The sequence below is a fragment of the Bacteroides sp. genome, assembly GCF_019417265.1.
Classification (GTDB): Bacteria; Bacteroidota; Bacteroidia; order Bacteroidales; family Bacteroidaceae; genus Phocaeicola.
In genome coordinates, this window is record NZ_DXVR01000037.1 from 1 (window position 1) to 24,414 (window position 24,414).

21 protein-coding genes and 1 pseudogene are annotated in these 24,414 nt (G+C 41.2%); 8 read left to right on the forward strand and 14 right to left on the reverse strand.

What is annotated here, in order from left to right; all coding sequences use genetic code 11:
- Nucleotides 1-267: 267 nt before the first annotated feature.
- From glyA to QZ379_RS06395, 9 genes are all read right to left on the reverse strand, one after another.
- The gene (gene glyA, locus QZ379_RS06355; protein WP_291561754.1) at nt 268-1,548 is read right to left on the reverse strand and encodes a serine hydroxymethyltransferase; all 1,281 of its coding nucleotides are present in this window, start codon (nt 1,546-1,548) and stop codon (nt 268-270) included.
- 43 nt (nt 1,549-1,591) lie between these two features.
- Nucleotides 1,592-2,329: a porin family protein gene (locus tag QZ379_RS06360; RefSeq protein ID WP_291561785.1), complete on the reverse strand. Its 738-nt coding sequence runs from the start codon at nt 2,327-2,329 to the stop codon at nt 1,592-1,594.
- Between the two features lie 6 nt (nt 2,330-2,335).
- On the reverse strand, nt 2,336-2,902 hold the full coding sequence (locus QZ379_RS06365; RefSeq protein ID WP_291561798.1) for a flavin reductase family protein: 567 nt from the start codon (nt 2,900-2,902) through the stop codon (nt 2,336-2,338).
- Between the two features lies 1 nt (nt 2,903).
- Nucleotides 2,904-3,362 carry an aspartate carbamoyltransferase regulatory subunit gene (gene pyrI, locus QZ379_RS06370; protein ID WP_204400978.1) on the reverse strand — a complete coding sequence of 153 codons (459 nt, stop codon included), beginning with the start codon at nt 3,360-3,362 and terminating at the stop codon, nt 2,904-2,906.
- Nucleotides 3,363-3,484: 122 nt separating this feature from the next.
- The gene (pyrB, locus tag QZ379_RS06375) at nt 3,485-4,426 is read right to left on the reverse strand and encodes an aspartate carbamoyltransferase (RefSeq protein WP_291561822.1); all 942 of its coding nucleotides are present in this window, start codon (nt 4,424-4,426) and stop codon (nt 3,485-3,487) included.
- 240 nt (nt 4,427-4,666) lie between these two features.
- Nucleotides 4,667-7,282, reverse strand: coding sequence for a UvrD-helicase domain-containing protein (locus QZ379_RS06380; protein WP_291561838.1), 2,616 nt, complete (start codon nt 7,280-7,282; stop codon nt 4,667-4,669).
- 268 nt (nt 7,283-7,550) lie between these two features.
- Nucleotides 7,551-7,874: a hypothetical protein gene (locus QZ379_RS06385; RefSeq protein ID WP_291561853.1), complete on the reverse strand. Its 324-nt coding sequence runs from the start codon at nt 7,872-7,874 to the stop codon at nt 7,551-7,553.
- 34 nt (nt 7,875-7,908) lie between these two features.
- Nucleotides 7,909-8,331 (reverse strand): hypothetical protein, encoded by a 423-nt coding sequence (locus tag QZ379_RS06390; protein ID WP_291561867.1) that lies wholly within the window; start codon nt 8,329-8,331, stop codon nt 7,909-7,911.
- A gap of 396 nt (nt 8,332-8,727) precedes the next feature.
- Complete coding sequence (locus tag QZ379_RS06395; RefSeq protein WP_291561877.1) at nt 8,728-9,351, reverse strand: HU family DNA-binding protein; 624 nt, start codon at nt 9,349-9,351, stop codon at nt 8,728-8,730.
- Nucleotides 9,352-9,757: 406 nt separating this feature from the next.
- On the opposite strand from QZ379_RS06395, the gene QZ379_RS06400 reads away from it, so the two are divergent.
- The 3 genes from QZ379_RS06400 (at nt 9,758) to QZ379_RS06410 (ending at nt 13,727) form a co-directional block, all read left to right on the forward strand.
- Nucleotides 9,758-12,085 (forward strand): transglycosylase domain-containing protein, encoded by a 2,328-nt coding sequence (locus tag QZ379_RS06400; protein WP_291561891.1) that lies wholly within the window; start codon nt 9,758-9,760, stop codon nt 12,083-12,085.
- An 83-nt stretch (nt 12,086-12,168) separates the two neighbouring features.
- Nucleotides 12,169-12,945 (forward strand): M23 family peptidase, encoded by a 777-nt coding sequence (locus QZ379_RS06405; protein WP_291561906.1) that lies wholly within the window; start codon nt 12,169-12,171, stop codon nt 12,943-12,945.
- Complete coding sequence (locus tag QZ379_RS06410) at nt 12,942-13,727, forward strand: DUF1570 domain-containing protein (protein WP_291561915.1); 786 nt, start codon at nt 12,942-12,944, stop codon at nt 13,725-13,727. Before QZ379_RS06405 ends, QZ379_RS06410 begins: the two co-directional genes overlap by 4 nt.
- A gap of 2 nt (nt 13,728-13,729) precedes the next feature.
- Here QZ379_RS06410 and QZ379_RS06415 read toward each other — a convergent pair whose 3' ends face one another.
- The 5 genes from QZ379_RS06415 to QZ379_RS06435 are packed head-to-tail and all read right to left on the reverse strand — an operon-like array spanning nt 13,730 to nt 18,008.
- Complete coding sequence (locus QZ379_RS06415) at nt 13,730-14,290, reverse strand: phosphatase PAP2 family protein (protein WP_291561917.1); 561 nt, start codon at nt 14,288-14,290, stop codon at nt 13,730-13,732.
- Nucleotides 14,291-14,335: 45 nt separating this feature from the next.
- Nucleotides 14,336-14,716: a diacylglycerol kinase family protein gene (locus tag QZ379_RS06420; protein WP_291561920.1), complete on the reverse strand. Its 381-nt coding sequence runs from the start codon at nt 14,714-14,716 to the stop codon at nt 14,336-14,338.
- Nucleotides 14,717-14,723: 7 nt separating this feature from the next.
- On the reverse strand, nt 14,724-15,479 hold the full coding sequence (locus QZ379_RS06425; protein ID WP_291561923.1) for an exodeoxyribonuclease III: 756 nt from the start codon (nt 15,477-15,479) through the stop codon (nt 14,724-14,726).
- A 49-nt stretch (nt 15,480-15,528) separates the two neighbouring features.
- Nucleotides 15,529-16,212 carry a porin family protein gene (locus QZ379_RS06430; RefSeq protein ID WP_291561925.1) on the reverse strand — a complete coding sequence of 228 codons (684 nt, stop codon included), beginning with the start codon at nt 16,210-16,212 and terminating at the stop codon, nt 15,529-15,531.
- Nucleotides 16,209-18,008, reverse strand: coding sequence for a LysM peptidoglycan-binding domain-containing protein (locus QZ379_RS06435; RefSeq protein ID WP_291561930.1), 1,800 nt, complete (start codon nt 18,006-18,008; stop codon nt 16,209-16,211). The genes QZ379_RS06430 and QZ379_RS06435 overlap by 4 nt, the downstream gene beginning before the upstream one ends.
- A gap of 78 nt (nt 18,009-18,086) precedes the next feature.
- On the opposite strand from QZ379_RS06435, the gene uvrA reads away from it, so the two are divergent.
- The 5 genes and pseudogenes from uvrA to QZ379_RS06460 all read left to right on the forward strand — a co-directional run bounded on the left by uvrA (nt 18,087) and on the right by QZ379_RS06460 (nt 24,343).
- Complete coding sequence (gene uvrA / locus QZ379_RS06440) at nt 18,087-20,921, forward strand: excinuclease ABC subunit UvrA (protein WP_291561933.1); 2,835 nt, start codon at nt 18,087-18,089, stop codon at nt 20,919-20,921.
- 12 nt (nt 20,922-20,933) lie between these two features.
- The gene (gene ybaK / locus QZ379_RS06445) at nt 20,934-21,419 is read left to right on the forward strand and encodes a Cys-tRNA(Pro) deacylase (RefSeq protein ID WP_291561936.1); all 486 of its coding nucleotides are present in this window, start codon (nt 20,934-20,936) and stop codon (nt 21,417-21,419) included.
- A 192-nt stretch (nt 21,420-21,611) separates the two neighbouring features.
- Entirely contained in the window at nt 21,612-23,060 is a 1,449-nt protein-coding gene (locus tag QZ379_RS06450; protein WP_291561939.1) for a potassium/proton antiporter, read from the forward strand.
- A gap of 15 nt (nt 23,061-23,075) precedes the next feature.
- Nucleotides 23,076-23,666 carry a sugar O-acetyltransferase gene (locus QZ379_RS06455; protein WP_291561942.1) on the forward strand — a complete coding sequence of 197 codons (591 nt, stop codon included), beginning with the start codon at nt 23,076-23,078 and terminating at the stop codon, nt 23,664-23,666.
- A gap of 20 nt (nt 23,667-23,686) precedes the next feature.
- A pseudogene (locus tag QZ379_RS06460) lies at nt 23,687-24,343 on the forward strand (DUF1349 domain-containing protein).
- Nucleotides 24,344-24,414 lie beyond the last annotated feature (71 nt).

Here is a 24,414-nt window from a genome sequence, read left to right on the forward strand (position 1 = left end):
TCCATAATTGGAAATATACCACCAAAAGATGTGAGTTTCTCGGATTTTATTTGTATTTTTTTATGCCTGATGAGGTTTTGTTTGATTATTACAGCAACACTAAATTAAGTGAATCCTCTGACATGGTAAAATTATGGGCAACTTTTTGTTGCTCAGGATATTATAAAAGTTAAAATTTATAGTGTTGCGGAATTAAGGATTAAGTGTTTAGTTATATTGTTATGTCAAGGTCCGGCATAATATTATCGTGCCGGACCGTAATTATAATCAGTAAGCGAAGATAGGATAGTCCTTCATTTTGTCGTTTACTCTTGCTCTTACAGATGCTATAACTTCTTCGTTGTCAACATTTGAAAGAACTGTTTCAATCATTTCTGCAATTTCGTACATCAAGTCTTCTTTGGCACCGCGTGTAGTGATAGCTGGAGTACCAAGACGGATACCTGATGTCTGGAATGCAGAACGTGTGTCGAACGGTACCATGTTCTTGTTTACAGTGATATCTGCTGCAACTAATGCTTTTTCTGCTACTTTACCTGTCAGTTCAGGATATTTGGTTCTCAAGTCAACAAGCATTGAGTGATTGTCTGTACCGCCTGATACGATTGTAAATCCTCTGTCCATAAGAGCCTGAGCCAATGCTGCGGCATTTTTCTTAACCTGCATCTGATATTCTTTATATTCAGGCTGCAGACATTCGCCGAATGCAACAGCTTTAGCTGCGATGACATGTTCAAGCGGACCACCCTGAATACCTGGGAACACTGCAGAGTCGAGCAACTGTGACATCATCTTGATTTCTCCCTTTGGAGTTGTCTTTCCCCATGGGTTAGGGAAGTCTTTGCCCATCATGATAACACCACCGCGAGGACCGCGCAAAGTCTTGTGGGTAGTAGAAGTTACGATGTGAGCATACTTAACTGGGTTGTCGAGTAATCCGGCTGCGATAAGTCCGGCCGGGTGAGCCATGTCAATCATAAGGAGAGCACCTACTTTGTCGGCAATATCTCTCATTCTCTTGTAGTCCCATTCTCTTGAATATGCAGAACCGCCACCGACGATGAGTTTCGGTCTTTCTCTCAGAGCGATTTCTTCCATCTGGTCGTAATCTACTCTTCCTGTTTCCTTGTTCAAGTTATATTCGCAAGGAGTATATAATATACCTGATGTATTTACGGCTGAACCGTGTGACAGATGTCCTCCGTGCGCCAGGTTAAGTCCCATGAATTTGTCGCCAGGATTTAATACTGCTAAGAATACTGCTGCATTAGCCTGTGCTCCTGAGTGTGGCTGTACGTTGGCCCATTCAGCTCCGAAAATCTGTTTCAGTCTGTCGATGGCGATTTGTTCGCTCTGGTCTACTACTTCGCAACCTCCGTAATATCTTTTGCCGGGATAACCTTCTGCATATTTGTTTGTGAGGCAAGAGCCCATGGCTTCCATGACCTGCTCGCTTACAAAGTTTTCAGATGCAATCAACTCTATACCTTTAAGCTGACGCTGATGTTCTTTCTCTATAATTCCGAAAATTAAATCATCTCTTTTCATAGTTGTAATAAAATAAATTATATGTTAATAATTGAATGAATTTTTAGAATATTGCACCTACGGAAAAACTTAAAATGTTTTTGCTTCTTTTCAGAACCAAATCTTTCTCATTGTAGGGTTCTATGGTCTGTTGCTTGTCGTAAGTAACAGATTTTGTTATATTGTTACATCCTATCTCGTATCTGAAGTCGAAGAATATATTCGATATATTTACTCCAATACCTAAAATGGCACTGTAATTGATAGGTCTGATATGTTCCTTGATATCTTTCTGATAGAATCCCGAATATTCGCTTGAACTCTGTTTCTTTATTGTCCATGCTATTTTGGGGCCAAGGAAAAACGACATTCCGTATGGATAAGAGTCTATGAATTTATAACCATACAGGATAGGTACTTCCAATGATGAAATCTTGGTTTTTATCAGTGCGTTGCTTTCCAATATCGTAGCGTTCTCCCTCAGATTGCTCATACTGATACTGCCTTGCGAAATGGAATATGATATTTCAGGTTGAAGAAAGTGTTTGTTTTTTACCGGTATTCTTGTGAACAAAGTGGCGATATATCCCACTTTGTAGTTATTCTGAATATCTGTTATTTCTTGTTCCCCATAGCAAAGCTTGTTGGTAAACATCATTGTGGAATTGAATCCTCCCTTTATTCCCACACTTACCTTTTGTCTTTTCTGCCTGTTGTCTTGCAGCATAATATCTTGTGCATACAGGTTGGAACTGCATGCAAGCATTATAGCTGAAAGTATTGACAAGCATAATTTCTTCATTTACGGCTATTTCTTTTTTTCAACTGACCATCCGAATTTTCCTATTTTCTTTCCGGTTTCGTAATATCCGCCATGCGCGTAAACCAGAAGGTTGGATTTGGCGAGGTCGAATTTCCCGGTTTCCGAATCAAGGTATTTTTCGTCGGCCTTTACATTGACCACATCGGCTATGAACATGTCATGCGAGCCTAATGATATTATCTCTTTCACTCTGCATTCTATACATAGCGGTGATTCTTCTATTATAGGTGCATTCACTACCGATGCTTTTCCCGGTGTGAGTTTCATTTCGCTGAACTTGTTGAATTCTTTTCCGGATCTTACTCCGCACCAATCAGTGGCGTATGCCATATCTTTTGTGGTAAGGTTTATCACGAACTCCATGTTCTTTTTCAGAATGGGGTAGGAATGTCGTTCCGGTCTTACCGATATGTAACACATAGGTGGGTTGGAACATATTGTTCCTACCCACGCTACAGTTAGAATGTTATATTCTTCTTCCGAGCTTCCGCAACTTACCAGTACGGCAGGCAACGGATAAATCATTGTTCCCGGTTTCCAGTCCTGCTTCATTTCAGATAAGTTTTATATTGTCCTTCTGCTGCTCTTTTTCACAGTAGTGGCATTTAAGCAGTCCTTTTTCCTTATCTGTCACGTGGAACCATGTTTGCATAGGCTCGTTGTTTGTGATGCATTTCGGGTTGTTGCATTTCACAATGCCTTTCAGTTCGTCGGGCATAATGGCTTCTTTCTTTTCTACTACAGCATAGTTTCTGATAACGTTAAGCTTGATATTTGATGCTACTACTGAGATACGGTTTATTTCTTCGTCAGTGAAGAACTTGTCCGCAATCTTGATGATACCTTTCTTGCCAAGTTTCTTGCTTTCGAGGTTGTAACCTATAGTGATATTGCTGTCCATATCCTTAAGGTTCAGCAGTGATACTACGGTGAAAAGTTTGTCGGAGGGTATATGGTCTATTACAGTGCCGTTTTCAAGAGCGGCTACCTGCAGTTCTTTTTTTTCGTTCATGCTTTTATTGGCGTTTATAAGTTTGTGAGTCTTTTTAGTTTATAAATTCTTGAGTTCTTTCCTGTTGATAGTTGAATTAAGAACAAACTTATGAACTCAAAAACTAAAGAACTAAATACTTATTATTTTTCAGTATCGGCTTTTACCTCGTCAAGTGTAATTCCCAATACGTCGCAAAGAATAGCCTGACGTGCGTACAGACCGTTTTGTGCCTGCTGGAAGTAGTATGCCTTAGGATTGTCGTCCACATCATAAGCAATTTCGTTAACTCTTGGCAGCGGATGCAGGATACGCAGGTTAGGGCGTGTTTTCTCCAGCATTTTGTTGTTCAGAATATATATATCTTTTACTCTCTCATATTCCATCAGGTCGGTGAAGCGTTCTCTCTGCACACGTGTCATATAAAGAATGTCGGCATCGGCAATCACATCTTCGTTGAATTCAGTGTGCTCTACATATTTAATATTATGTTCCTTGCAGTAGATTTTGTATTCTTCCGGCATTTTAAGTTCATCCGGCGCGATGAAATGGAATGTAGGATTGAAATGGCGCATAGCCATAAGCAGTGAATGTACGGTACGACCGTATTTCAAGTCGCCCACCATGTAGATGTTCAGGTTTTCCAGAGTTCCCTGAGTCTTGTATATGGAATATAGGTCCAGCATAGTTTGCGAAGGATGCTGGTTTGCACCGTCGCCTGCATTGACGATAGGAACTTTTGTCACTTCGCTGGCATATCTTGCGGCACCTTCCAGATAGTGTCTCATCACGATAATGTCAGCATAGTTACTTACCATCATGATAGTATCCTTCAGGGTTTCGCCTTTTGATGAGCTTGTTACCTTAGGGTCTGTAAAACCTATTACTTTTGCACCCAGACGGTTAGCTGCTGTTTCAAAACTAAGGCGAGTACGAGTTGACGGCTCAAAGAAGAGTGTTGCCACAATTCTTCCTGCCAGAAGGCTACGGTTCGGCTTCTTCTCAAATTCTCTTGCCATTTCCAACAGATAAAGTATTTTCTCTTTGGAATGTCCGGCAATAGTAACTAAACTTCTATTTTCCATATTAGCAGTTTTATGTTTATTTTTTTAATACCGAAGTCCAAAGGTACATAAAATATTTTAAAGTTCCGCTTAATTTTTGATATTTATGAGAAGTTTATATCGTGTTTGTTTCATGTTTTGGGTTGTCTATGTTCTTTCCTGATGGCAAAGTTATAATTTAATGCCGCAATTGCTTATGGTTTGATACTCGTGATTTTATATAAATATAGTGGTTTGGATGAAAAGTGCAATTTCTGTTTATTATTGTTTGCCCTCTAATTTCCCAATTCGCATTATAATGGAGGTTTGGCTTCTTCCCATTTTATCTGAAATATACCTTATACTCTTTCCCTCATGGTAAAGAGTGAGTAGGAATTTGTCAGCACTGCGTGTCCATCTCTTATTTGCATTTGGATGTTTTGTATAACTTTCTTCTGTAACCTTTTCCGGGTGTAATAACTCGTCAACAAATACGGATGGAAATCGTTTGTCGTAAAGTATGTATGTCTTTGTTTTTGCTCTGGTAATAGCTACATAAAATAACCTGCGCTCTTCACCATAAGGGTATTGGTCACTTTCAGTCAAGACATAATTTAGTACAGGGTCATCATTTACCATAGAAGGAAATCCATATGTATCTTTGTTGCATTGAAGTATTATTACATAATCCGCTTCAAGGCCTTTGGATTTATGCACTGTCAAGAATTCAATCTTCCTACCTCCTATGAAATAGAAAAAGTGATTGCCTTCTTTTACGGATTTGTATAGAAACGACAAATAATAATCATCAAAAGAATATCGTCCTAACAAAAAGATTGATTTGTCAGTAGGGATAGACGCAATCAATTGTTCAATAGTGTTACAATAGTCGCGCCTTTCATAAGCACGAAATTGTAATTCGGTTTTAGTTTGTGGATTGAATGGGTGTATATCCTTTTTTAACTGAGCATTATTTCGCTGAATGAATTGCGATGACAGGCTTACTAAGGGTTCTCCAAAACGGTATGTCGTTTCGATTTTATTGATTTCTGTGGGGCCGAAATAATCTGAAAACTGATTGAAAAGAGTCATGTCACTTCCCGAAAAGCGATATATGGATTGCCAATCATCGCCTACACAATACAATTTTGCCGGAGGAGTGCCTTCTCGAAGCGCCATAAGAAAATTGTAGCGGTCAACTGATATATCTTGGAATTCATCAACGATTATATATTCATACTTTACGGGGTGAGAAGAACGGCATATTTCTGTGGCTTGTAGAATTGCATCGGTAAAATCTATCTGGTTGCTGTTTTTAAGTTCTTGAATATATCGTTCATAAACGGGCTGGAAAATTTTCTTGATAATAAAAGTACTACGTTCATCTTCTGTATTTTTAGTAAGTCTCAAAATCTCTTGTATAGATTTACAGTTTGATTTTATTAAGGTTGCAAAAGTAACAACAAGCCGTATAAAAGCCTTTTCCTGCTTGCTGTTTGGAGGTAGAATCATATCATATAATTCTGCATTAGTTTTTTCTTTAACAGGAACGCCTTCTTTTTCAAGTAAAACTTTTAATGTGTTTTGAATGTCAGAATAATGGAAATCAGTACTTGAGGTTGTCAATAATTTAGTTCCAAATTTCTCATGTGCTGCTTTTTTCCATGTTATTCCGTCATTGTATTTTTGGTTTGCTTCTTCATAAGTAATGCCTTTATCTTTTGCAAACCATGTGGGGACAAGTCCATGTTCATCCACGCCAAAATGTTCCAAATAAATACGTCTTGTATTACCATCCAGTTCAAAGTAAATGGAAAAATCTGGTTTGTATTGTGAGTGCATTTCATCTGCCAATGGATACTCATAAGGCTCTTCATATCTGAATTTCACGCCTAAAGACGACAATGCAAAACAGATTTTTTGTTCCTGTTCGCTCCGAACATAAAAAATATTTCCATCCATATCGGGGAATTGGGCTTTCAAGCGAACATCTTTTAATTCGGATAGTTGTTGTCTGCGTTCATTTTTACGATGTTCCCAATCCGCTTCTTGTACCTGATAGTCAACAAAGTATTCGACGATACTTTTTTTGAAATCCACATCTTCCAATAAATTATGATAGATTTTCACAAACAGTGTGTCTGTGTTATCGCAGATGGAAGGCTTCTGTCCTGTCGCTTTTCCGATGATGTCAATGGCAAGTTTGTGGAAAGTGTACCCTCTTAATCCTGCAATATCCATCCTTTCCGTCAGTTCGGCAGCCGCTTTGTTTGTGTAGCTTATAAGAAGAATATTATGAGGATTGATGTGTTTGATGTCAATCAGATATTTTACCTTTCCTACAATGGATGATGTTTTTCCGCTTCCTGCACTACTTACTACCAAACAATTATCTTCTTCTGATACAATTGAACGCCTTTGCTGTTTGTCTAATGGGTATTTAAGGCAATGGTCGAAAAAGTCTTTGTGAATGTCTAGTGTATTCTGGATAATCTTTTCATTATGTTGTTCTACAAAAGTATGAAGATTATCTAGGTCGCGTACAAATCTTATTATTACATCGTCAGGTTCTATGCTAAATCTCTTCATTCTTTTCAGTAAAGAACGTGCTTCACAAAACAACTGCATATAATGACTTGCAAATTGCTCTTCGTTGGAAGAAGATATTATACGTTCATAGAAGCTGTTTTCTAAATCGGTTTCGATACTAATGAAGCGAGCCTCAATACTTTGCTTCCCAACATTCTCATCATACCCTTGCTCTCTGTAAAATGGAACTACCGACCTGATACTACCGGAAACTTCCTTTGCTTTCCTTTTTAATAACAACTGTATCGCTACTACGATCACGACAATCGTAATAGCGATGATTAATCCCAATACAATAGATATATACATAGGTATTTGTATTATAAATCATCCATTGCCTGTGACTCTACGGCATCTGTATTTATTTTGTCATAATAGCGAAGGATTACATGACAATTATATTCTAACGACTCCAAAGATAATTGTATGTCTCCTTTGGGCGTACTAAAAGTAGTATACCATGTACAATCGCCCATTTTCAAACTACTTAATTTAGCTAAATTTATCGAAGGAGTATGCCCTTTAAATGTTTCTGTACAATCAGACGGTTCACCATACTTCTTTGTAAGCATCGATTTCAAATTTCCATAATTATTTTCAAGCGAATCCAATCATTTTTTTCAGGAAACATTACTCCAATTGTACTGACTTTATCAATAGACTTAAGAGTAGATACAAATACAGTACATCCCTTGAATCCTGCAAAATCACCTTGAAGAATCGCTATGCCATCCTGTGTTCCGATATGAGTAAAACCTGCCTGCTTCATTTTTGATACATATTCATTTAAAGTTCCATCTATAGGCACTCCTTTGAAAGTTAAATGTTCAGACTCTTCTTGGGCAAAAGCTGTTAAAAAAACTGTAAATGCAATAAACAGTGAAAAGAAAAACTTTTTCATAATCATAATGTTTTTTATGGTTTTCAATAATACATTAATTATTAATAGGAATGATGCCACGATTATTTTCTTCAAAAGACCATTGTACCTGCCATGTTCTTCCGTCTATTTGGTCAACAAGAATAAAATTATAAATATTTTGAGTAGAATAAAGTTCAAAACGACCATTTATCTTTTTATCATCAATAATAAGTGAATTAGTATTAAGTTCACATTCAAATCGTCTATTATCATCGTTTATACTGTATTGTAATTGCCATATTTGCCCTGTTTGTGTGTCAAGTTTGATGAATGTCCACATATTTTGCGTTGGAAAGAGTTTATAACGTTCCACAGTATATGTTTGCGTAATTGAGTTTGGTGTTTCTGTCTTTATTTCTGTTTTAGGCGTATTATCAGTACATCCGCCTATCGCAAAAGAGAGAAATAACAAAAAAGGCAATATAAATTTCTTCATATTCAATCCTCCATTTTTCCTTCAGTTTCCACAAGGATTTTTTATTAAACCACGAAGCGTGGAACTGTATGCCACACTTCTTAACGTACAGGCCCTGAGAAAACCTTTGAAAACAGATGTGGGAATAACAGCCCCACGCATATGCGTGGAGACCATTACATCGTCTCTTGTTTTCAAATTTTGAAGTTTCTCAGGCTTGGTACGTACAAGAATAAAACATAACGCCTCTTTAATTTCTAATATGTATTGGAAAGAGTCAACTCTGTCCTTTGCAAAAATAATAGATAAAACTTAAAATTCCTATTTAATTTGATTTTTATTGTTATTGTTAAGATGATAATTAAATCATGTCTTACAATTTATAGTTACATGATTTAAGGCTTTCAAATCCAATTTTTATCTCTTCACATAAATCTTATGCGACCCGCTTCCTTTGAAATATATACCAGACTCCGGAGTCGCTACCCATTTCTTCAGCTCTTTTCCGGCAGTAGTGTGGCTTAGGCCTGTAAGTTGTTCGTATTCTCCGACTGTCATGGTATGGTTCGTTTCAAGATAATTCAGTGCGATGGATAACCTTTCCTCCGGAGAGAACTTCGACCTGTTGCATCGCCAGTCGCCTTTCTGTCTTTGCAGACTGCATTGGGAGTTTGTGTCCTGAATCAGGCTTTTTTCGGCTCGGAAGTTTATATTGCCTATTTCTATACTCTGTGCGTTTCGTCGCGGAGAGTCGCCTTCTGTGTCTTCTCTTTCCTTTCCGTCCTTTAATGACAGGCTTGGAGTGAATAGTCCTATACCTTCAAGCCGTACCGAACGGCCGTGTGCCATCATCGAGACCATTCCGTCTGCGACCAGTTGCAGAGCTGCCATAACTTCGCCTTTTCTCAGTGTGGAGCCTTTGGTAATCATCTCCACCAGTTCTTCTGTTTCGCAACATCCGTCTATTACCATTCTTGGGTAGAGTAGCGTTTCTCCTTCCTTATGAAGGTTTTTCATTTCCTGCATTACGTATTTTGCCATAGTCCGTAAAAGTTTACTTTGTTAGTATGAAAAGTTATTTGCTTGCTGTAATAAAGTTTGTTTTGTGCTTACATTATCTATAAATAAAAGTTGTGTCTTTACAAACCACAGTGTGGTTTGTAAAAATTACAGTGTAGTTTCTATAAACCACACTATGGTTTATAGAATTATTCATGGCAAAAATACTTTTTTATGGGTAATGTTGCAAGAAAATGATTGTATATTTGGTCTTTTATACATCGTCAGTTGCTGTGGTCTGTGGTATTTAATGATGATGCAATGAGTAACAGTAAATTATAAAATATCTTTTATAATATATTAATCCCATTGTTTTTTTTGTACTTTTGTAGCGATTTGTCCTGTTTGTAAGAATTATGGGACTGAACGTAACAAATAAGCTATTTCAATGAGAAAGACTTTTATCATCGTACTTTGGGCGTTGCTGCTGATAGGTATGCTGGCAACGTATATAATATTTTCTGCTATCTCAGATGGCAAGATTGGTTATGTGCCACCTATTGAGGAACTTGAAAATCCTAATCTAAAGTTTGCCACACAGGTTATTTCTGACGACGGAAAGGTGTTGGGAACATGGTCACTCAGCAAGGAGAACCGTCTTTATGTAGGTTACGAGGATTTGTCACCGAATCTGGTGCATGCTCTTGTGGCTACTGAGGACGTGCGTTTCAGCGAACATTCCGGTATTGATGCACGGGCATTCATGCGTGCCCTTATCAAGCGTGGTGTGTTCATGCAGAAAAATGCCGGTGGTGGTAGTACCATAACCCAGCAGTTGGCCAAGCAGTTCTATTCTCCTACAGCAGATAATGTGATGGAACGTCTGCTGCAGAAACCTATAGAGTGGGTTATTGCCGTCAAGTTGGAGCGTTATTATACCAAGGAAGAAATCCTTACGATGTATCTCAATAAGTTCGATTTCCTGAATAATGCCGTAGGTATAAAGACGGCAGCAGGTACATATTTCTCAAAAGATCCTAAGGTTTTGAGTATTGAAGAGGCTGCTACACTTATAGGTATGTGTAAGAATCCTTCCCTGTACAATCCGCGCCGATTCAATGAACGTACACGCGGACGCCGAAATGTGGTGCTCGACCAGATGCGTAAAGCCGGTTATCTGACAGAGGCTGAACGTGATTCGCTTCAGGCACTACCTTTGGTCCTTAGATATAGGCCGGTTGACCATAATGACGGTCTGGCTACATACTTCAGAGAGTATCTACGCGGTGTGCTGAATGCAAAGAAACCTGTGAAGAAGAATTATCGCGGATGGCAGATGCAGAAGTTCTACGAAGATTCCCTTGCGTGGGAAACAAATCCTCTGTATGGGTGGTGCGCAAAGAACAAGAAAAAGGATGGTTCAAACTATAATCTTTATACAGACGGGTTAAAGATTTATACTACTATCAACTCGCGCATGCAGCAATATGCCGAAGAGGCAGTTCAGGAGCATGTGGCTGAGTATCTGCAGCCTCGTTTCTTCAAGGAAAAGAAAGGTAGAAAGACAGCACCATACACAAATCAGTTATCAGCGGAAGAGGTTGATGCTATCTTGAATCGTTCCATAAAACAAAGCGAACGTCGTCGTGTGATGAAAGCTGCCGGATATTCCGATGCGGAAATAATGAAGGCTTTCAATACTCCGCGTGAGATGACTGTGTTTACATATCAGGGTGAGAAAGATACTATAATGACTCCTCTTGATTCCATTAAATACTACAAGCACTTCCTGCGTGCCGGATTTATGTCGATGGACCCTATTACAGGATATGTGAAAGCATATGTTGGAGGACCTAACTATGACAATTTCAAGTATGATATGGCTATGGTGGGACGCCGTCAGGTGGGTTCTACTATCAAGCCGTACCTGTATTCACTTGCAATGGAAAACGGTTTTTCTCCGTGTGACGAGACAAGAAACGTTGAGGGAACTTATTTCGACGAGAACGGTATTGCATGGACTCCGAGAAACAGTTCAAAGAAGCATTATGGCGAAATAGTTACTCTGAAATGGGGACTTGCAAATTCTAACAACTGGATTTCGGCTTATCTGATGAGTAAACTTAATCCGTATGAATTGGTCAGACTGATTCATTCGTTCGGTGTACTGAATAAGGAAATACAGCCTACCATCTCTTTGTGTCTCGGGCCTTGTGAGATCTCGGTGGGCGAAATGGTAAGCGCATATACAACTTTTGTGAACAAGGGAATACGCACGGCACCGCTGTTCGTTACACGTATAGAGGACAATGACGGTAATGTGTTGGCTAACTTCTCTCCTCAGGTGAATGAAGTGATAAGTGAGAGCAGCGCGTACAAGATGCTCGTGATGCTCCGTGCGGTAATAAATGAAGGTACCGGCGGGCGTGTAAGAAGACTGTATCATATCACAGCCGACATGGGCGGAAAGACTGGTACTACCAACAACAACTCTGACGGGTGGTTTATGGGCTTTACTCCAAATCTTGTTTCGGGATGCTGGGTAGGAGGTGAGGAACGGGATATTCACTTTGACCGTATGGCTGACGGACAGGGTGCTTCAATGGCTCTTCCTATCTGGGGTATATATATGAATAAGGTTTATGCCGACAAGACTTTGGGATATTCGCAGGAGGAGAAATTCGATATTCCTGATGAGTTTGACCCATGTAAGGACAAGGTTACTGAACTTGAAGAGGAGAACACCAGTCGCCTTGATGACTTGTTCTTCCAGTGATTTATATAATAAACTTTAATATGCAGAATGGAAAAACACAAATTTGCGTTGTAATAATGTTGTTATTATTTACGATGCAGGGAATGTCGCAATCATTAAAGACACTGATGCAGAGGCCTTTTAATGTTATAGAGTCCAATTGGGAGAGGAATTCCAAGGAGGATTTGCTGCTTGTATATACGAATAATGATTATTGCGATTACTATGTTTATCGTATTGATGACCGTTCGTATAATCTGCGTCCCGGAAAAAATACCATGTTTACAATTCCAAAAGGCTCAAATGTGGATAATCCGTTTAAAGAGCCTTCATCTTTTATGTACTTCCGTGGTAATTTTGTGAAAGACTTTGATATTAAATTTCCATATGCACTTCCTGTAAAGAACGGAAAGGTTACAGCATGGAAAACGGATTTGCGCGAGAGCGTGAAAACCCTGAATTTTTATATGCACCGTGGTGATACAGTATATGCCACACGAAGCGGAATAGCATGTAAGACTACCAATCCAAGGCAGTTGCTTATATATCATGCAGACCGTACTTTTGCGGCATATCTTGTTATGGACGAGAATTTCATTGTACCGGGCGAACAGGTACTGACAGGGCAGCCCGTGGGGATTGCCGGTAGAACTTGTGTGTCGATAACATATTTCTTCCTCGATGAAAATAAATTTGATGCTCTTCAGGCTACCGGATATGCCTATTCGCATTTCATGCCTACTTTCAGAACTACAGAGGGGGATGTGATTATGGAGGAGAAGAAAAAATATGAGGCGGTGACAGATGATGATCTCATAATGCAGGATATGACCAAACGCGAACAGAAAAGGTATTTGAAAAAGAAAAACAAGAATAGATGAAGCGCATAATATTATTTGTTATGGCATCATTGTCGGTTCTTGTAGCTGCAGCCCAATACCTTAAGATAGAATATGCCGGTGATGCCTTGCCGAAAAAAGAACAGCAGCTGGTGGAACAGATGATGGTATATCAGATAAAGTTTTACAGACTGTTCAGACTTAAGGATAGTCTGAAGGTGAAACTTACGGTATTCAACGAGCGCAGTGTGGCAGAATTTTATCTGGATACCATAGGTTTAAGCAAAAAAATTCCGGTTAAAAACATCGGTGGTTTATATAGTGCTAAAAGAAAAGAGGCTGTTATCATGGAGATGGACAAGAACCGTAAGAGAGGCCTTTCTGTGATATACCATGAGCTAAGTCACTATCTTACCCGAGAAATAACCGGTATAAATCCTCCGGTATGGCTTATGGAGGGGCTGAGCGAGTATTTCGAGCATTGTGAGGTAAGTAAAAAAGGTATAAGGCATTCCATGACAGCATACGAAAAGGGAAGGATACGTTCCATGTATATGTTGGGGGAAGTCAATCTAAGGAATTTCGTTGATGCAGACTGGAGCTTGTTCATGAAAAAACAGAGAACGGATGAGCGTTATGCCTATATATTGGCACACGCCCTTACAACTTTCATGTTAGAAAATGTTTCCCGTCAGCTTCTGAGCGATTTTATAACCCTGCTACAGGATAAAACAGACAGGGCAAAGGTGTCGGAAAAAATAGCGCGTGTCTATCCCGGTGGCTTTAAGGCTTTTGAAACAGATTTTGAGAAGTTCTGTGAGTAATCTTAGAAATTAATCGAAGCATAAACACCGTAATGTCCGTCGCCTGCAACGGGACTTATAGTAAGATTATGTTTCTTGGCAAACGGGCGTGTGAATATGTACGAACTGGCAGTACCTATTACAGCTCCGGCTGCTACATCCCACCAGTCATGTTTCTTGCCATAAACGCGACTCCAACCTACATATGTGGACAGAACATAAGCCGGTGCTCCCCATTTCCAACCGTATCTGCGCTGTATGAACGAAGCCGCGGCAAACGATACTGATGTGTGCATGGAAGGGAAGGAGTGTAGATTACTGTGGTCGGGACGTTCTTTCTTTACGGCATATTTCAGCGCATAAGTTACTCCGAGTGTAGTGATACCTGAAAATACTCCCTGTTTCAAACCCTCCCAATCCTTGTTTATAAGGATTGCTGTCAGCCCTGCCACGGGGAGAAGAACTGCTCCTACATCGCCCGATGTACGGACTGCCTTACGGCTGCCGGTAACTTCAATGGTCTGTGCACTGATGGAGAATGACAGCAGGCACACCATAAATAATATGCTGATTCTTTTAATCATATCTTTATTGTTTTATTATAGAAACGCAATTTCCTGCGTGTTTATTCAACAGAATATTTCCATTACTTTCGGGACAAATATTATCAGTCCTACGATGGCTGCTGCTATGGCAAGTATCAGTACTGCTCCTGCCGCAAGATCCTTGGTGCGTTTTATGGCTTCGTTATATCCCGGTGAAACGAGGTCTGCTATGGCTTCGATGGACGAGTTTACAGCTTCTGCCGCAAGGACTGTTCCTATGGCAAATATTACAGATATCCATTCCGTTGTGGATATGTTGAAAGCAAATCCGGCCACTATGACGCATACAGCCGCAAAGCAGTGTATCCATGCATTGTGCTCTCGCGTAATGAGCAGTTTTATGCCATTGAAAGCAAACTTGAAGCTCTTAAGTCTTTTTCTGAGTGTAAACCCGTCGTTCTTCATCCTTATATTATAAATCTATGGTAACTTCCACCGGGCAGTGGTCTGAACCGAATATCTCTGTGTGTATTTTTGCTCCATGAAGTTTGTCTGCGAGGCGTGCCGATGCTACAAAGTAGTCAATACGCCACCCTGCGTTCTTCTCGCGTGCCTTGAAGCGGTACGACCACCACGAATAAAGATTCTCCATGTCAGGATAGAAATGGCGGAATGTATCTATAAAGCCGGCATCAAGCAGTGTCTGGAACTTTTCTCTTTCCTGGTCGGTAAATCCTGCATTCATGCGGTTGGTCTTAGGATTTTTCAAATCGATTTCCTTGTGTGCCACATTAAGGTCGCCGCATACCAATACCGGTTTCTTGCTGTCAAGATTCTGCAGATATGCTCTGAAATCGTCTTCCCAGGTCATACGGTAGTCCAGACGTTTAAGTCCGTCCTGTGAGTTTGGAGTATATACCGTTACGAGGAAGAAGTTCTCCATTTCGAGTGTGATTACACGTCCTTCGTGGTCGTGTTCGTCAATGCCTATACCGTAAGTGACATTCAGTGGCTGATGGCGTGTGAATATTGCTGTACCGGAATAGCCTTTCTTTTCGGCATAGTTCCAATATGATGTATATCCTTCGAAATTGAGGTCAAGCTGTCCTTCCTGCATCTTTGTTTCCTGCAGGCAGAAGAAATCGGCATCAAGTGCCTTGAATGAATCGCGGAAACCTTTGTCGCAGCATGCGCGGATTCCGTTTACGTTCCATGAAATTAGACGCATATTGAATTAATAATTAAGAATTAACAATTAAAAACTAACAACTAAAAACTCACTTCGTTATATCGAAAAGATAAGTGATTTTCCCACATATATATGTATGTGCCGAGCGTGAGAAATAGTCTTTCTTTGTAGTGTTGAAGAAGTCGCTGAGTCCGAAGTAGTATCTTCCTTCAAGCAGGAAGTGGCCTACTCCTGTACGAATCTCAATTCCGCCTCCACCTATAAGACCGTAGTCAAAACCGTTCTCTACAGCTTTACCGTATTGTTCTTTCTGTATTGAGGGCATGGCATGTTTTTCTTTGTCTCCGAGGTGGAAACCTATCTGAGGACCTAAGTTGAGGATAAATCTGGCTCCGTTCCCGTATTCCTTTCCGAAAGCCAAATGTGCCAAGAGAGGTATCTCGATATAATCCATTGATCTCTGATAGCTGTCTCCGCTGCCGTCTTCTATCACCTCTTTCCATCCGCGTTGTGAATAGTTCACTTCGGCCTGGATACCACATATCATGCTGAAATATTTCTCGGAGATATATCTGGCTGTAAATCCGGCTTGCGGACCTATCAGGTAGCCCTGCTTGATTCGTGGTGAGAAGTCTACATTGCCGAAGTTTACTCCACCGCTCAAACCGATGGAGAAATTGTGCTTCTGTTCCTGCAATTGAGCATTGGCCGTGGAGGTGTTAAGCCACAATACAATACCCAACAGTATAAATATGTATGTTTTCTTTATCATTCAAAGTCAAGTTTTATCAGTTCATAATCCTTTGAGAAGTGTACGAAGAATACTTTCCGGTTTATAAATCCTCCCCAGTTGTTTACACGTTCAAACTTGAAGCCGGTCTGTATAGGTGTTACGTGTATCGAACCGAGATTCTCTTCCATCTTGTTACCGTATTTCGACAGTCCTTTCAGGAAGAAATAACCGGTGTCATATCCTAACATACCGTATTTGGGGTAGGTATTCGCCATATCCTTACTGTACCAGCGGCGGTATGCATGAGTAAAGTTTACGGCTGCCGGGAAAAGATTGTTTGTATAGAATGACGAATAGAAGTATGTATCTATCTCGTAGAAACTTGCCAAATAGTCGTTGGTGTATGTCTGCCATTCAGGATAGCCGAACAGATTCATTGAATAGCCAGGTCTTTCGCGACGTATCTGTGTGAGTTGAGGAAGAATCTTCACCAGGGCTGTACTCTTTCCGGATGTCGGTATGAATATGTTGTTTTTCAGCGTATCCATAACGGTGGTTATATCGTAGAAATTGTCAGTCATGGTAAAGTCACGATAGCTTATTCCGTTTTCCTTAAGTCCTGTTTTCATTCCTTTGATAAACTCATCTTTTTCTCTGTCGCCGTTGCTTGCATTGAGGAATATCACATTGCATCCGCTGAACTTGCGGTTGAAATGTTCATAGACTTCCGAGTACAGATATGACTGCGGAGTGTTTACCTGATAGATATGCGGATTCTTGAACACCTGATCCACCTTCGGGGCAAAAGGTATAACAAGACGAATGTTGTTCTTGTCTGCAAATGTAGCCAAAGCGTCAATGTCCTGCGACCTTGCCGGTCCGAATATGATGTCCATATTCTTCATCTCTTTCCTGGCAAGTATATTGTTCAGGGTTGCTTCCTTTCCCTTAGTGTCGTATGTATAAAGGTCTACAGACACACCTTCTTTCTTCAGACTGTCTACAGCCATGAGGAATCCTTCATAGTATTCCACCATTCTGATTTGTTCGTCCATGTTTGCACTTGTCCCTGCCATGAACGGTAGAAGAACAGCTGCCTTTATAGTCTTTATCTCTTTCTTGGAATCTTCAAACCGGCTGAATATCTCTTCGTTGGTAAGTTCCTGTACTGTAGGTTTTGATTCAGTCTGTTGTGTCTTTTGTTCATTCTTGCCGTATGGGATAAACAGGAAAGTACCTCTCTTGAGCTTTCCGTTTTTCAGTTCCGGATTGGCTGCTATCAGTTCTTCTTCAGTTATTCCGTATTCGCGGCTGATGCTGAAGATGGTTTCTTTTCTTTCCACCTTGTGCATGTCCTTCCAGTCGTTCATCTTTACGGTAGTTTCCTCTTTGGCGGTAGCCTTTGGAGTTTCTTTTTCTGTTTTCGATGCCGACTGTACAGGTATGATAATAACCTGACCGCTGCGGAAGTTCTCACTGCTCAGTCCCGGATTGGCTTCGCAGATGGCCTGAGTTGTGATGTTGTATTTCACTGAGAGGCGATACAGTGTTTCTCCGGCCTGTATGGTGTGGAATACAGGCTTGTCCGAATTGGTAGAAACAGCCTGTGGAATTTTCAGCGCAGCCCCTTCGCGAATCTGTTTGTCGCTTCCGGGATTCAGACGTACAATGTCGTCAATGCTTACATTGTACATGCTTGATATGGAGTATAGGCTTTGGCCTTTGGTTACTGTGTGTAGGAAATATCCGCTCTCGGCCGATGCCTGAGCCATTACTTTTATGCTGCTTCCGGCCATGAGTGCCAGTGCAAGAAATACAGATTGAATAAATTTCATTTTTCAGCTATATGATTATTTACGGGCAAAAGTACGAAAAAAGCATTATCTTTGCAATGTTTCACTGAATATTAAGATATGACAGAAGGAAAAGAAACGATAAGCGTGCAGGGAGCACGTGTACATAATCTGAAAAATATAGATGTCGAGATACCGCGCAACAGCCTTACGGTCATTACCGGGCTGAGTGGAAGCGGTAAGTCGTCGCTTGCATTCGATACTATCTTTGCCGAGGGACAACGCAGGTATATAGAAACATTCTCCGCATATGCCAGAAACTTCCTTGGGGGAATGGAACGTCCTGATGTTGACAAGATTACGGGACTTAGTCCGGTTATCTCAATCGAGCAGAAGACGACAAACAAGAATCCGCGTTCCACTGTGGGTACAACTACCGAGATATACGACTATCTGCGTCTGCTTTATGCCCGTGCAGCTACGGCATACTCCTATCTTTCGGGCGAGAAGATGGTGAAATATACCGAAGAGCAAATCATCGAACTTATTAACCGCGATTATAAGGGAAAGCGTATCTTCATACTTTCTCCGCTGGTGCGTACCCGTAAGGGACATTATAAGGAACTGTTCGAGCAGGTCCGCAAGAAGGGTTATCTCTATGTAAGGGTTGACGGTGAGGTGAGGGAAATCACTCACGGAATGAAGCTTGACAGATACAAGAACCACGATATAGAAGTAGTGGTGGACAAAACCATAGTGACTGAGAAGGAGGACAAGAGATTGCGCCAGAGTGTAGCTACGGCCATGCGACTGGGCGATGGATTGCTTATGATACTTGATGCCCAGACAGAGAGCGTCCGTCACTACAGTAAGCGTCTGATGTGTCCTGTTACAGGTCTTTCTTATCGTGAGCCAGCACCGCACAATTTCTCTTTCAACTCTCCGCAGGGAGCGTGTCCGCGATGCAAGGGATTGGGATATGTCAATCTTATAGACATTGACAAGGTTATTCCGGACCGTTCGCTTTCTGTTTATGAAGGAGCTATAGCACCGCTCGGAAAGTATAAGAATGCTATGATTTTCTGGCAGTTGAGTGCCTTGCTTGAACGTCATGAGGCAACATTGAAAACTCCGGTAAGTGAACTGCCGGATGATGCCTTAAATGAGATTCTTTACGGATGCGACGACCGTCTGAAGATTGACAGTTCGCTCGTCCATACCTCGTCCGACTATTTTGTGGAATACGAAGGTATAGTAAAGTATATACAGATGATGCAGGAGAAGGATGCTTCTGCCACAGCTCAGAAATGGGCTGAACAGTTTGCCAAGACTGATGTCTGTCCTGAGTGTAAGGGGATGAGGCTTAATAAGGAGGCATTGCATTTCCGTCTGCACGACAAGAATATTTACGAGCTTGCTTCTATGGATATCAGCGAGCTTTATGAATGGTTGCAGGGAGTGGAGGAACATCTCGACAGTAAGCAGAAAGTCATAGCTCAGGAGATTCTGAAAGAAATCCGTACCCGTCTGAAATTCCTGCTTGATGTGGGACTTGAATACCTTTCTCTCAATCGTACTTCTGTCAGCCTGTCCGGTGGTGAAAGCCAGCGTATCCGTCTTGCAACACAAATTGGTTCGCAGCTTGTAAATGTGCTTTATATCCTTGATGAGCCGAGTATCGGACTTCATCAGAGGGATAATGTCCGACTGATAAACTCCCTGAAAAGCCTTAGAGATATAGGCAACTCGGTGATAGTGGTAGAGCATGACAAGGACATGATGCTGGCATCGGACTACATAGTAGATATGGGACCGAAAGCCGGACGACTTGGTGGTGAAGTGGTGTTTGCCGGAACTCCGGAAGAGATGCTGAAGACTCACACCATGACATCGCAGTATCTTAACGGAGAGATGAAGATAGAAGTGCCGGCACAGAGAAGACCGGGCAACGGAAAGAAACTTTCTCTGTTCGGAGCCAGAGGAAACAATCTGAAAGGTGTTGATGTGGAATTTCCGTTAGGAACACTTATCTGTGTGACAGGTGTTTCGGGAAGCGGTAAATCAACTCTTATAAACGACACTCTCCAGCCTATACTATCGCAGCATTTCTACCGCTCGCTTCAGGACCCTTTGCCATACGACCGTATTGAAGGACTGGAGAATATAGACAAGGTGGTGAATGTGGATCAGTCGCCGCTTGGACGTACTCCGCGTTCCAATCCGGCTACATATACCGGAGTGTTCTCAGATATAAGAAACCTGTTTGTCGGTCTGCCGGAAGCGAAGATACGCGGTTACAAGCCGGGACGTTTCTCTTTCAATGTAGCCGGAGGACGATGTGAGGCTTGCGGTGGAAACGGATACAAGACCATAGAAATGAACTTCCTGCCTGATGTGCTTGTTCCTTGTGAGGTGTGTCATGGAAAGCGCTATAACCGTGAGACACTGGAAGTAAGATACAAAGGTAAGTCAATAGCCGACGTACTTGATATGACTATAAACCGTGCCGTGGAGTTCTTCGAGAATGTACCTCAGATACTGAACAAGATAAAGGTTCTTCAGGAAGTAGGTTTGGGATATATCAAGTTGGGACAGCCTTCAACCACTCTTTCCGGTGGAGAGAGCCAGCGTGTGAAGCTTGCAACAGAACTCTCGAAGAAAGATACCGGAAAGACTTTCTATATTCTTGACGAGCCTACCACAGGATTGCACTTTGAGGATATACGAGTATTGATGAACGTACTCAACCGTCTGGTTGACAAGGGTAATACAGTCCTCGTTATAGAACATAACCTTGACGTAATCAAGATGGCTGACTATATCATCGACATGGGGCCTGAAGGCGGAAAGGGTGGAGGACAACTTCTTTCGTGCGGAGCACCTGAAGTAGTAGCCGAGTCGGAAAAAGGATATACACCTAAGTTCCTGAAGGAAGAACTAAATCAGAAATTCTAACAATATAAAATTATGGCTAAAGAAAAAATATCCAAGACCAATGTGGCACGACTGCTGGACAAGGATAAGATAAAATACGAACTTGTACCATACGAGGTAGATGAGAATGATTTGAGTTGTGTGCATGTGGCTGCTACACTCGGTGAAAACATTGAACAGGTATTCAAGACGCTTGTACTTCATGGCGATAAGTCAGGATATTTCGTATGCGTGATTCCGGGAGAGCATGAAATCGATTTGAAACTGGCGGCCAAACTGTCCGGAAACAAGAAATGCGACCTTATCCCAATGAAGGAACTTCTGCCGCTTACGGGATATATTCGTGGAGGCTGTTCGCCTATAGGTATGAAAAAACATTTCCCTACATATATCCATCACACCTGCAATGATTTCGATTATATCTATGTCAGTGCCGGAGTGCGCGGATTGCAGGTTAAGCTTGCTCCTGCAGACTTGATAAAGGTGAGCCGTGCGGAAGTTTGTACACTGTTTGAGTGATTGATTTCAGGCCTGATATAATCTGAATTGTGCTTACATATTTTTGTGCTGACGATGGTCGGCACCATAGCTGACAATCGTCGGCAGCATTGCCCACTATGGTCAGCACCACTGCCCACCATGGTCGGCACCAAAAAAAGTACAGTTGTTTTTGGAGTTATTTACAATAATCCTTATTTAAAAACTATAGCAATGATATTTACAGCAGAGAACATCCTTTTGATTGGGTCGGTACTTATCTTCACCAGTATATTGATAAGCAAGACCGGTTATCGTTTCGGAATACCTACACTGTTGCTTTTCCTGCTCGTGGGAATGCTGTTCGGCAGCGACGGACTCGGATTGCAGTTCAACAGTGCCGAGGACGCTCAGTTCATAGGTATGATGGCACTCAGTATCATCCTCTTTACCGGAGGTATGGAAACCAAGTTTACAGATATAAAACCTGTTCTGAAAGAAGGGATTGTTCTTTCTACCGTGGGGGTTCTTCTGACTACTTTGCTTACCGGACTGTTTATCTTCTATATTTCCGGATGGAACAGCACTAATATCGAACTGACGTTCATGGTGTCACTGCTCTTGGCGGCTACAATGTCTTCCACCGATTCGGCTTCTGTGTTCAGTCTTCTCCGTTCGCAGAAAATGAATCTTAAGGAAAACCTTCGTCCTATGCTGGAGCTTGAGAGTGGAAGTAACGACCCTATGGCATATATGCTCACGATTGTCCTTATACAGGTAATCTCCAGTGGCAGTTCGCTTAGTATTGGTCTTTTGCTCAAAGACTTGTTTGTACAGTTCCTCATTGGTGGTGCTTTGGGGTATTCCATGGGACGGTTCATGTCATGGCTCACAAACAAGATAGGTCTGTCAAACTCATCACTTTATTCAATACTTCTTCTGAGTATGGTTTTCATTACTTTTACCGCTACTGATATGCTTAAAGGCAACGGTTATCTGGCTGTATATATAGCCGGTGTGGTGGTAGGAAATATGAAACTGACTTATCGAAAGGAGATAACAACATTTATGGACGGACTTACCTGGCTGTTCCAGATTATAATGTTTATCACCCTCGGATTGCTTGTTAATCCTCATGAAATGCTTGATACTGCTGTAGTGGCATTGCTTATCGGCGTATTTATGATAGTTGTGGCACGTCCGCTGAGTGTGTTCGCGTGTCTGCTTCCTTTCAGGGGAATAAGTGCCAAAGCCAAACTTTTCGTTTCGTGGGTTGGATTGCGTGGCGCTGTACCAATCATATTTGCCACATATCCGGTTATAGCTCAAATAGAAGGCTCACACCAGCTGTTTAATATAGTTTTCTTTATCACCTTGCTGTCACTCGTTATTCAGGGAATGACAATATCTTCTGTGGCACGCTGGCTTAAACTTGATTTGCCTCTTGAGAAGGAAGGAAACGAGTTTGGAGTAGAACTTCCTGACGAGATAGATTCGCAGCTGCACGATATTACTCTTAATGAGGAAATGCTGGTACACGGCAACCGTCTGGCTGATATGAATATACCTAAAGGTTCGCTGGTTATGCTTATAAAGCGTGGAAACGAGTTTCTGATTCCGAACGGACAGATGGAACTGCATGTGGGTGACAAACTGCTGTTTATAACGGAGAGTGGAAAGTAATTTAAATCTATTATCATTATGACTGAAAAGGAAAAATGCCATAAAGGACTGCTCTATGACGCTAATTACGATGAGGAACTGTTGCGTGAAAGGGCAGTATGTAAAGATTTATGCTATGAATATAACTCTTTGAGACCGTCAATGACTGCCGAACGTACTGAGATAATACGGCGACTGTTCGGAAAAACGAAGTGTAACTTTCTGATTGAACAGCCTTTCTATTATGACTATGGCTATAACATCGAAATAGGTGAGAACTTCTATATGAATGTGAACTGCGTTATCCTGGATGGGGCTAAGATTACATTCGGTGACAATGTTTTTGTTGCTCCAAATTGCGGATTTTATACGGCAGGGCATCCTCTTGACGCTGAAAAAAGAAATATGGGACTGGAATATGCTTTTCCTATTACGGTAGGTAATAATGTGTGGATAGGGGCAAACGTGAGCGTTCTGCCTGGAGTATCGATAGGCGATGATGCGGTAATAGGAGCTGGAAGTGTAGTCACAAAAAACATACCTTCTGGAGTCTTGGCAGCCGGTAATCCTTGCAGAGTTATTCGTGAACTGACTGAAGAGGATAAAAACAAATATAGAATGGAATAAACACATAAAGCATTATAAATATGAAGAAACTGATTTTAAGTTTACTTGGTGTTATGGCTCTTTAGTCGGTAGCTGCACAGAGCCTTGAAAAAATGAACTGGTTTAATGAACCGGAAAGTTGGGAGATAAAGGACAGTAAAACCATGACAATGTTCGTTACTCCTCAGAGTGACTATTGGCGTATCTCACACTACGGTTTTACTGTGGACGATGCTCCATTCTATTATGCTACATATGGCGGTGAGTTTGAAGCGAAAGTAAAGGTATCGGGAGAATACAAGACACGGTTTGATCAGGCCGGTATAATGTTGAGGATAGACCATGAGAATTATATCAAGGCAGGAATTGAATTTGTCGATGGCAAGTATAATCTTAGTACGGTGGTTACTCATAAGACATCCGACTGGAGTGTCATTACTCTCGACAAGCCTGTACCTTATATATGGATTAAGGCTGTAAGAAGACTTGATGCCATAGAGGTGTTCTATTCTTTCGATGACAAGGAATACACTATGATGCGTAATGCGTGGATGCAGGACAATATTCCGATGAAAGTTGGCGTATTGGCAGCATCTCCCGATGGAAACGGATTTGAAGCCAAATTCGAGAACTTCACTGTGAAACATTTGCCGGACATGCGCAGACTGGAATGGCTGAAAAAGAATAAGGCTGAATAATTACATAACAAATGTTATAAGTAAGTCGTAAAAATTAATTTATACTAAGCCGCATGGGCAAAATTGATATT

What these genes read in the sequence shown, in the direction of transcription:
- QZ379_RS06360 (WP_291561785.1), bottom strand. Translation starts at nt 2,329, where the DNA reads ATGAAGAAATTATGCTTGTCAATACTTTCAGCTATAATGCTTGCATGC.
- QZ379_RS06410 (WP_291561915.1), top strand. Translation starts at nt 12,942, where the DNA reads ATGAAGCGCATAATATTATTTGTTATGGCATCATTGTCGGTTCTTGTA.
- QZ379_RS06365 (WP_291561798.1), bottom strand. Translation starts at nt 2,902, where the DNA reads ATGAAGCAGGACTGGAAACCGGGAACAATGATTTATCCGTTGCCTGCC.
- QZ379_RS06400 (WP_291561891.1), top strand. Translation starts at nt 9,758, where the DNA reads ATGAGAAAGACTTTTATCATCGTACTTTGGGCGTTGCTGCTGATAGGT.
- QZ379_RS06435 (WP_291561930.1), bottom strand. Translation starts at nt 18,008, where the DNA reads ATGAAATTTATTCAATCTGTATTTCTTGCACTGGCACTCATGGCCGGA.
- QZ379_RS06405 (WP_291561906.1), top strand. Translation starts at nt 12,169, where the DNA reads ATGTCGCAATCATTAAAGACACTGATGCAGAGGCCTTTTAATGTTATA.
- QZ379_RS06415 (WP_291561917.1), bottom strand. Translation starts at nt 14,290, where the DNA reads ATGATTAAAAGAATCAGCATATTATTTATGGTGTGCCTGCTGTCATTC.
- QZ379_RS06385 (WP_291561853.1), bottom strand. Translation starts at nt 7,874, where the DNA reads ATGAAAAAGTTTTTCTTTTCACTGTTTATTGCATTTACAGTTTTTTTA.
- QZ379_RS06430 (WP_291561925.1), bottom strand. Translation starts at nt 16,212, where the DNA reads ATGATAAAGAAAACATACATATTTATACTGTTGGGTATTGTATTGTGG.
- ybaK (WP_291561936.1), top strand. Translation starts at nt 20,934, where the DNA reads ATGGCTAAAGAAAAAATATCCAAGACCAATGTGGCACGACTGCTGGAC.
- QZ379_RS06420 (WP_291561920.1), bottom strand. Translation starts at nt 14,716, where the DNA reads ATGAAGAACGACGGGTTTACACTCAGAAAAAGACTTAAGAGCTTCAAG.
- QZ379_RS06395 (WP_291561877.1), bottom strand. Translation starts at nt 9,351, where the DNA reads ATGGCAAAATACGTAATGCAGGAAATGAAAAACCTTCATAAGGAAGGA.
- QZ379_RS06425 (WP_291561923.1), bottom strand. Translation starts at nt 15,479, where the DNA reads ATGCGTCTAATTTCATGGAACGTAAACGGAATCCGCGCATGCTGCGAC.
- QZ379_RS06390 (WP_291561867.1), bottom strand. Translation starts at nt 8,331, where the DNA reads ATGAAGAAATTTATATTGCCTTTTTTGTTATTTCTCTCTTTTGCGATA.
- QZ379_RS06380 (WP_291561838.1), bottom strand. Translation starts at nt 7,282, where the DNA reads ATGTATATATCTATTGTATTGGGATTAATCATCGCTATTACGATTGTC.
- QZ379_RS06450 (WP_291561939.1), top strand. Translation starts at nt 21,612, where the DNA reads ATGATATTTACAGCAGAGAACATCCTTTTGATTGGGTCGGTACTTATC.
- uvrA (WP_291561933.1), top strand. Translation starts at nt 18,087, where the DNA reads ATGACAGAAGGAAAAGAAACGATAAGCGTGCAGGGAGCACGTGTACAT.
- glyA (WP_291561754.1), bottom strand. Translation starts at nt 1,548, where the DNA reads ATGAAAAGAGATGATTTAATTTTCGGAATTATAGAGAAAGAACATCAG.
- pyrB (WP_291561822.1), bottom strand. Translation starts at nt 4,426, where the DNA reads ATGGAAAATAGAAGTTTAGTTACTATTGCCGGACATTCCAAAGAGAAA.
- pyrI (WP_204400978.1), bottom strand. Translation starts at nt 3,362, where the DNA reads ATGAACGAAAAAAAAGAACTGCAGGTAGCCGCTCTTGAAAACGGCACT.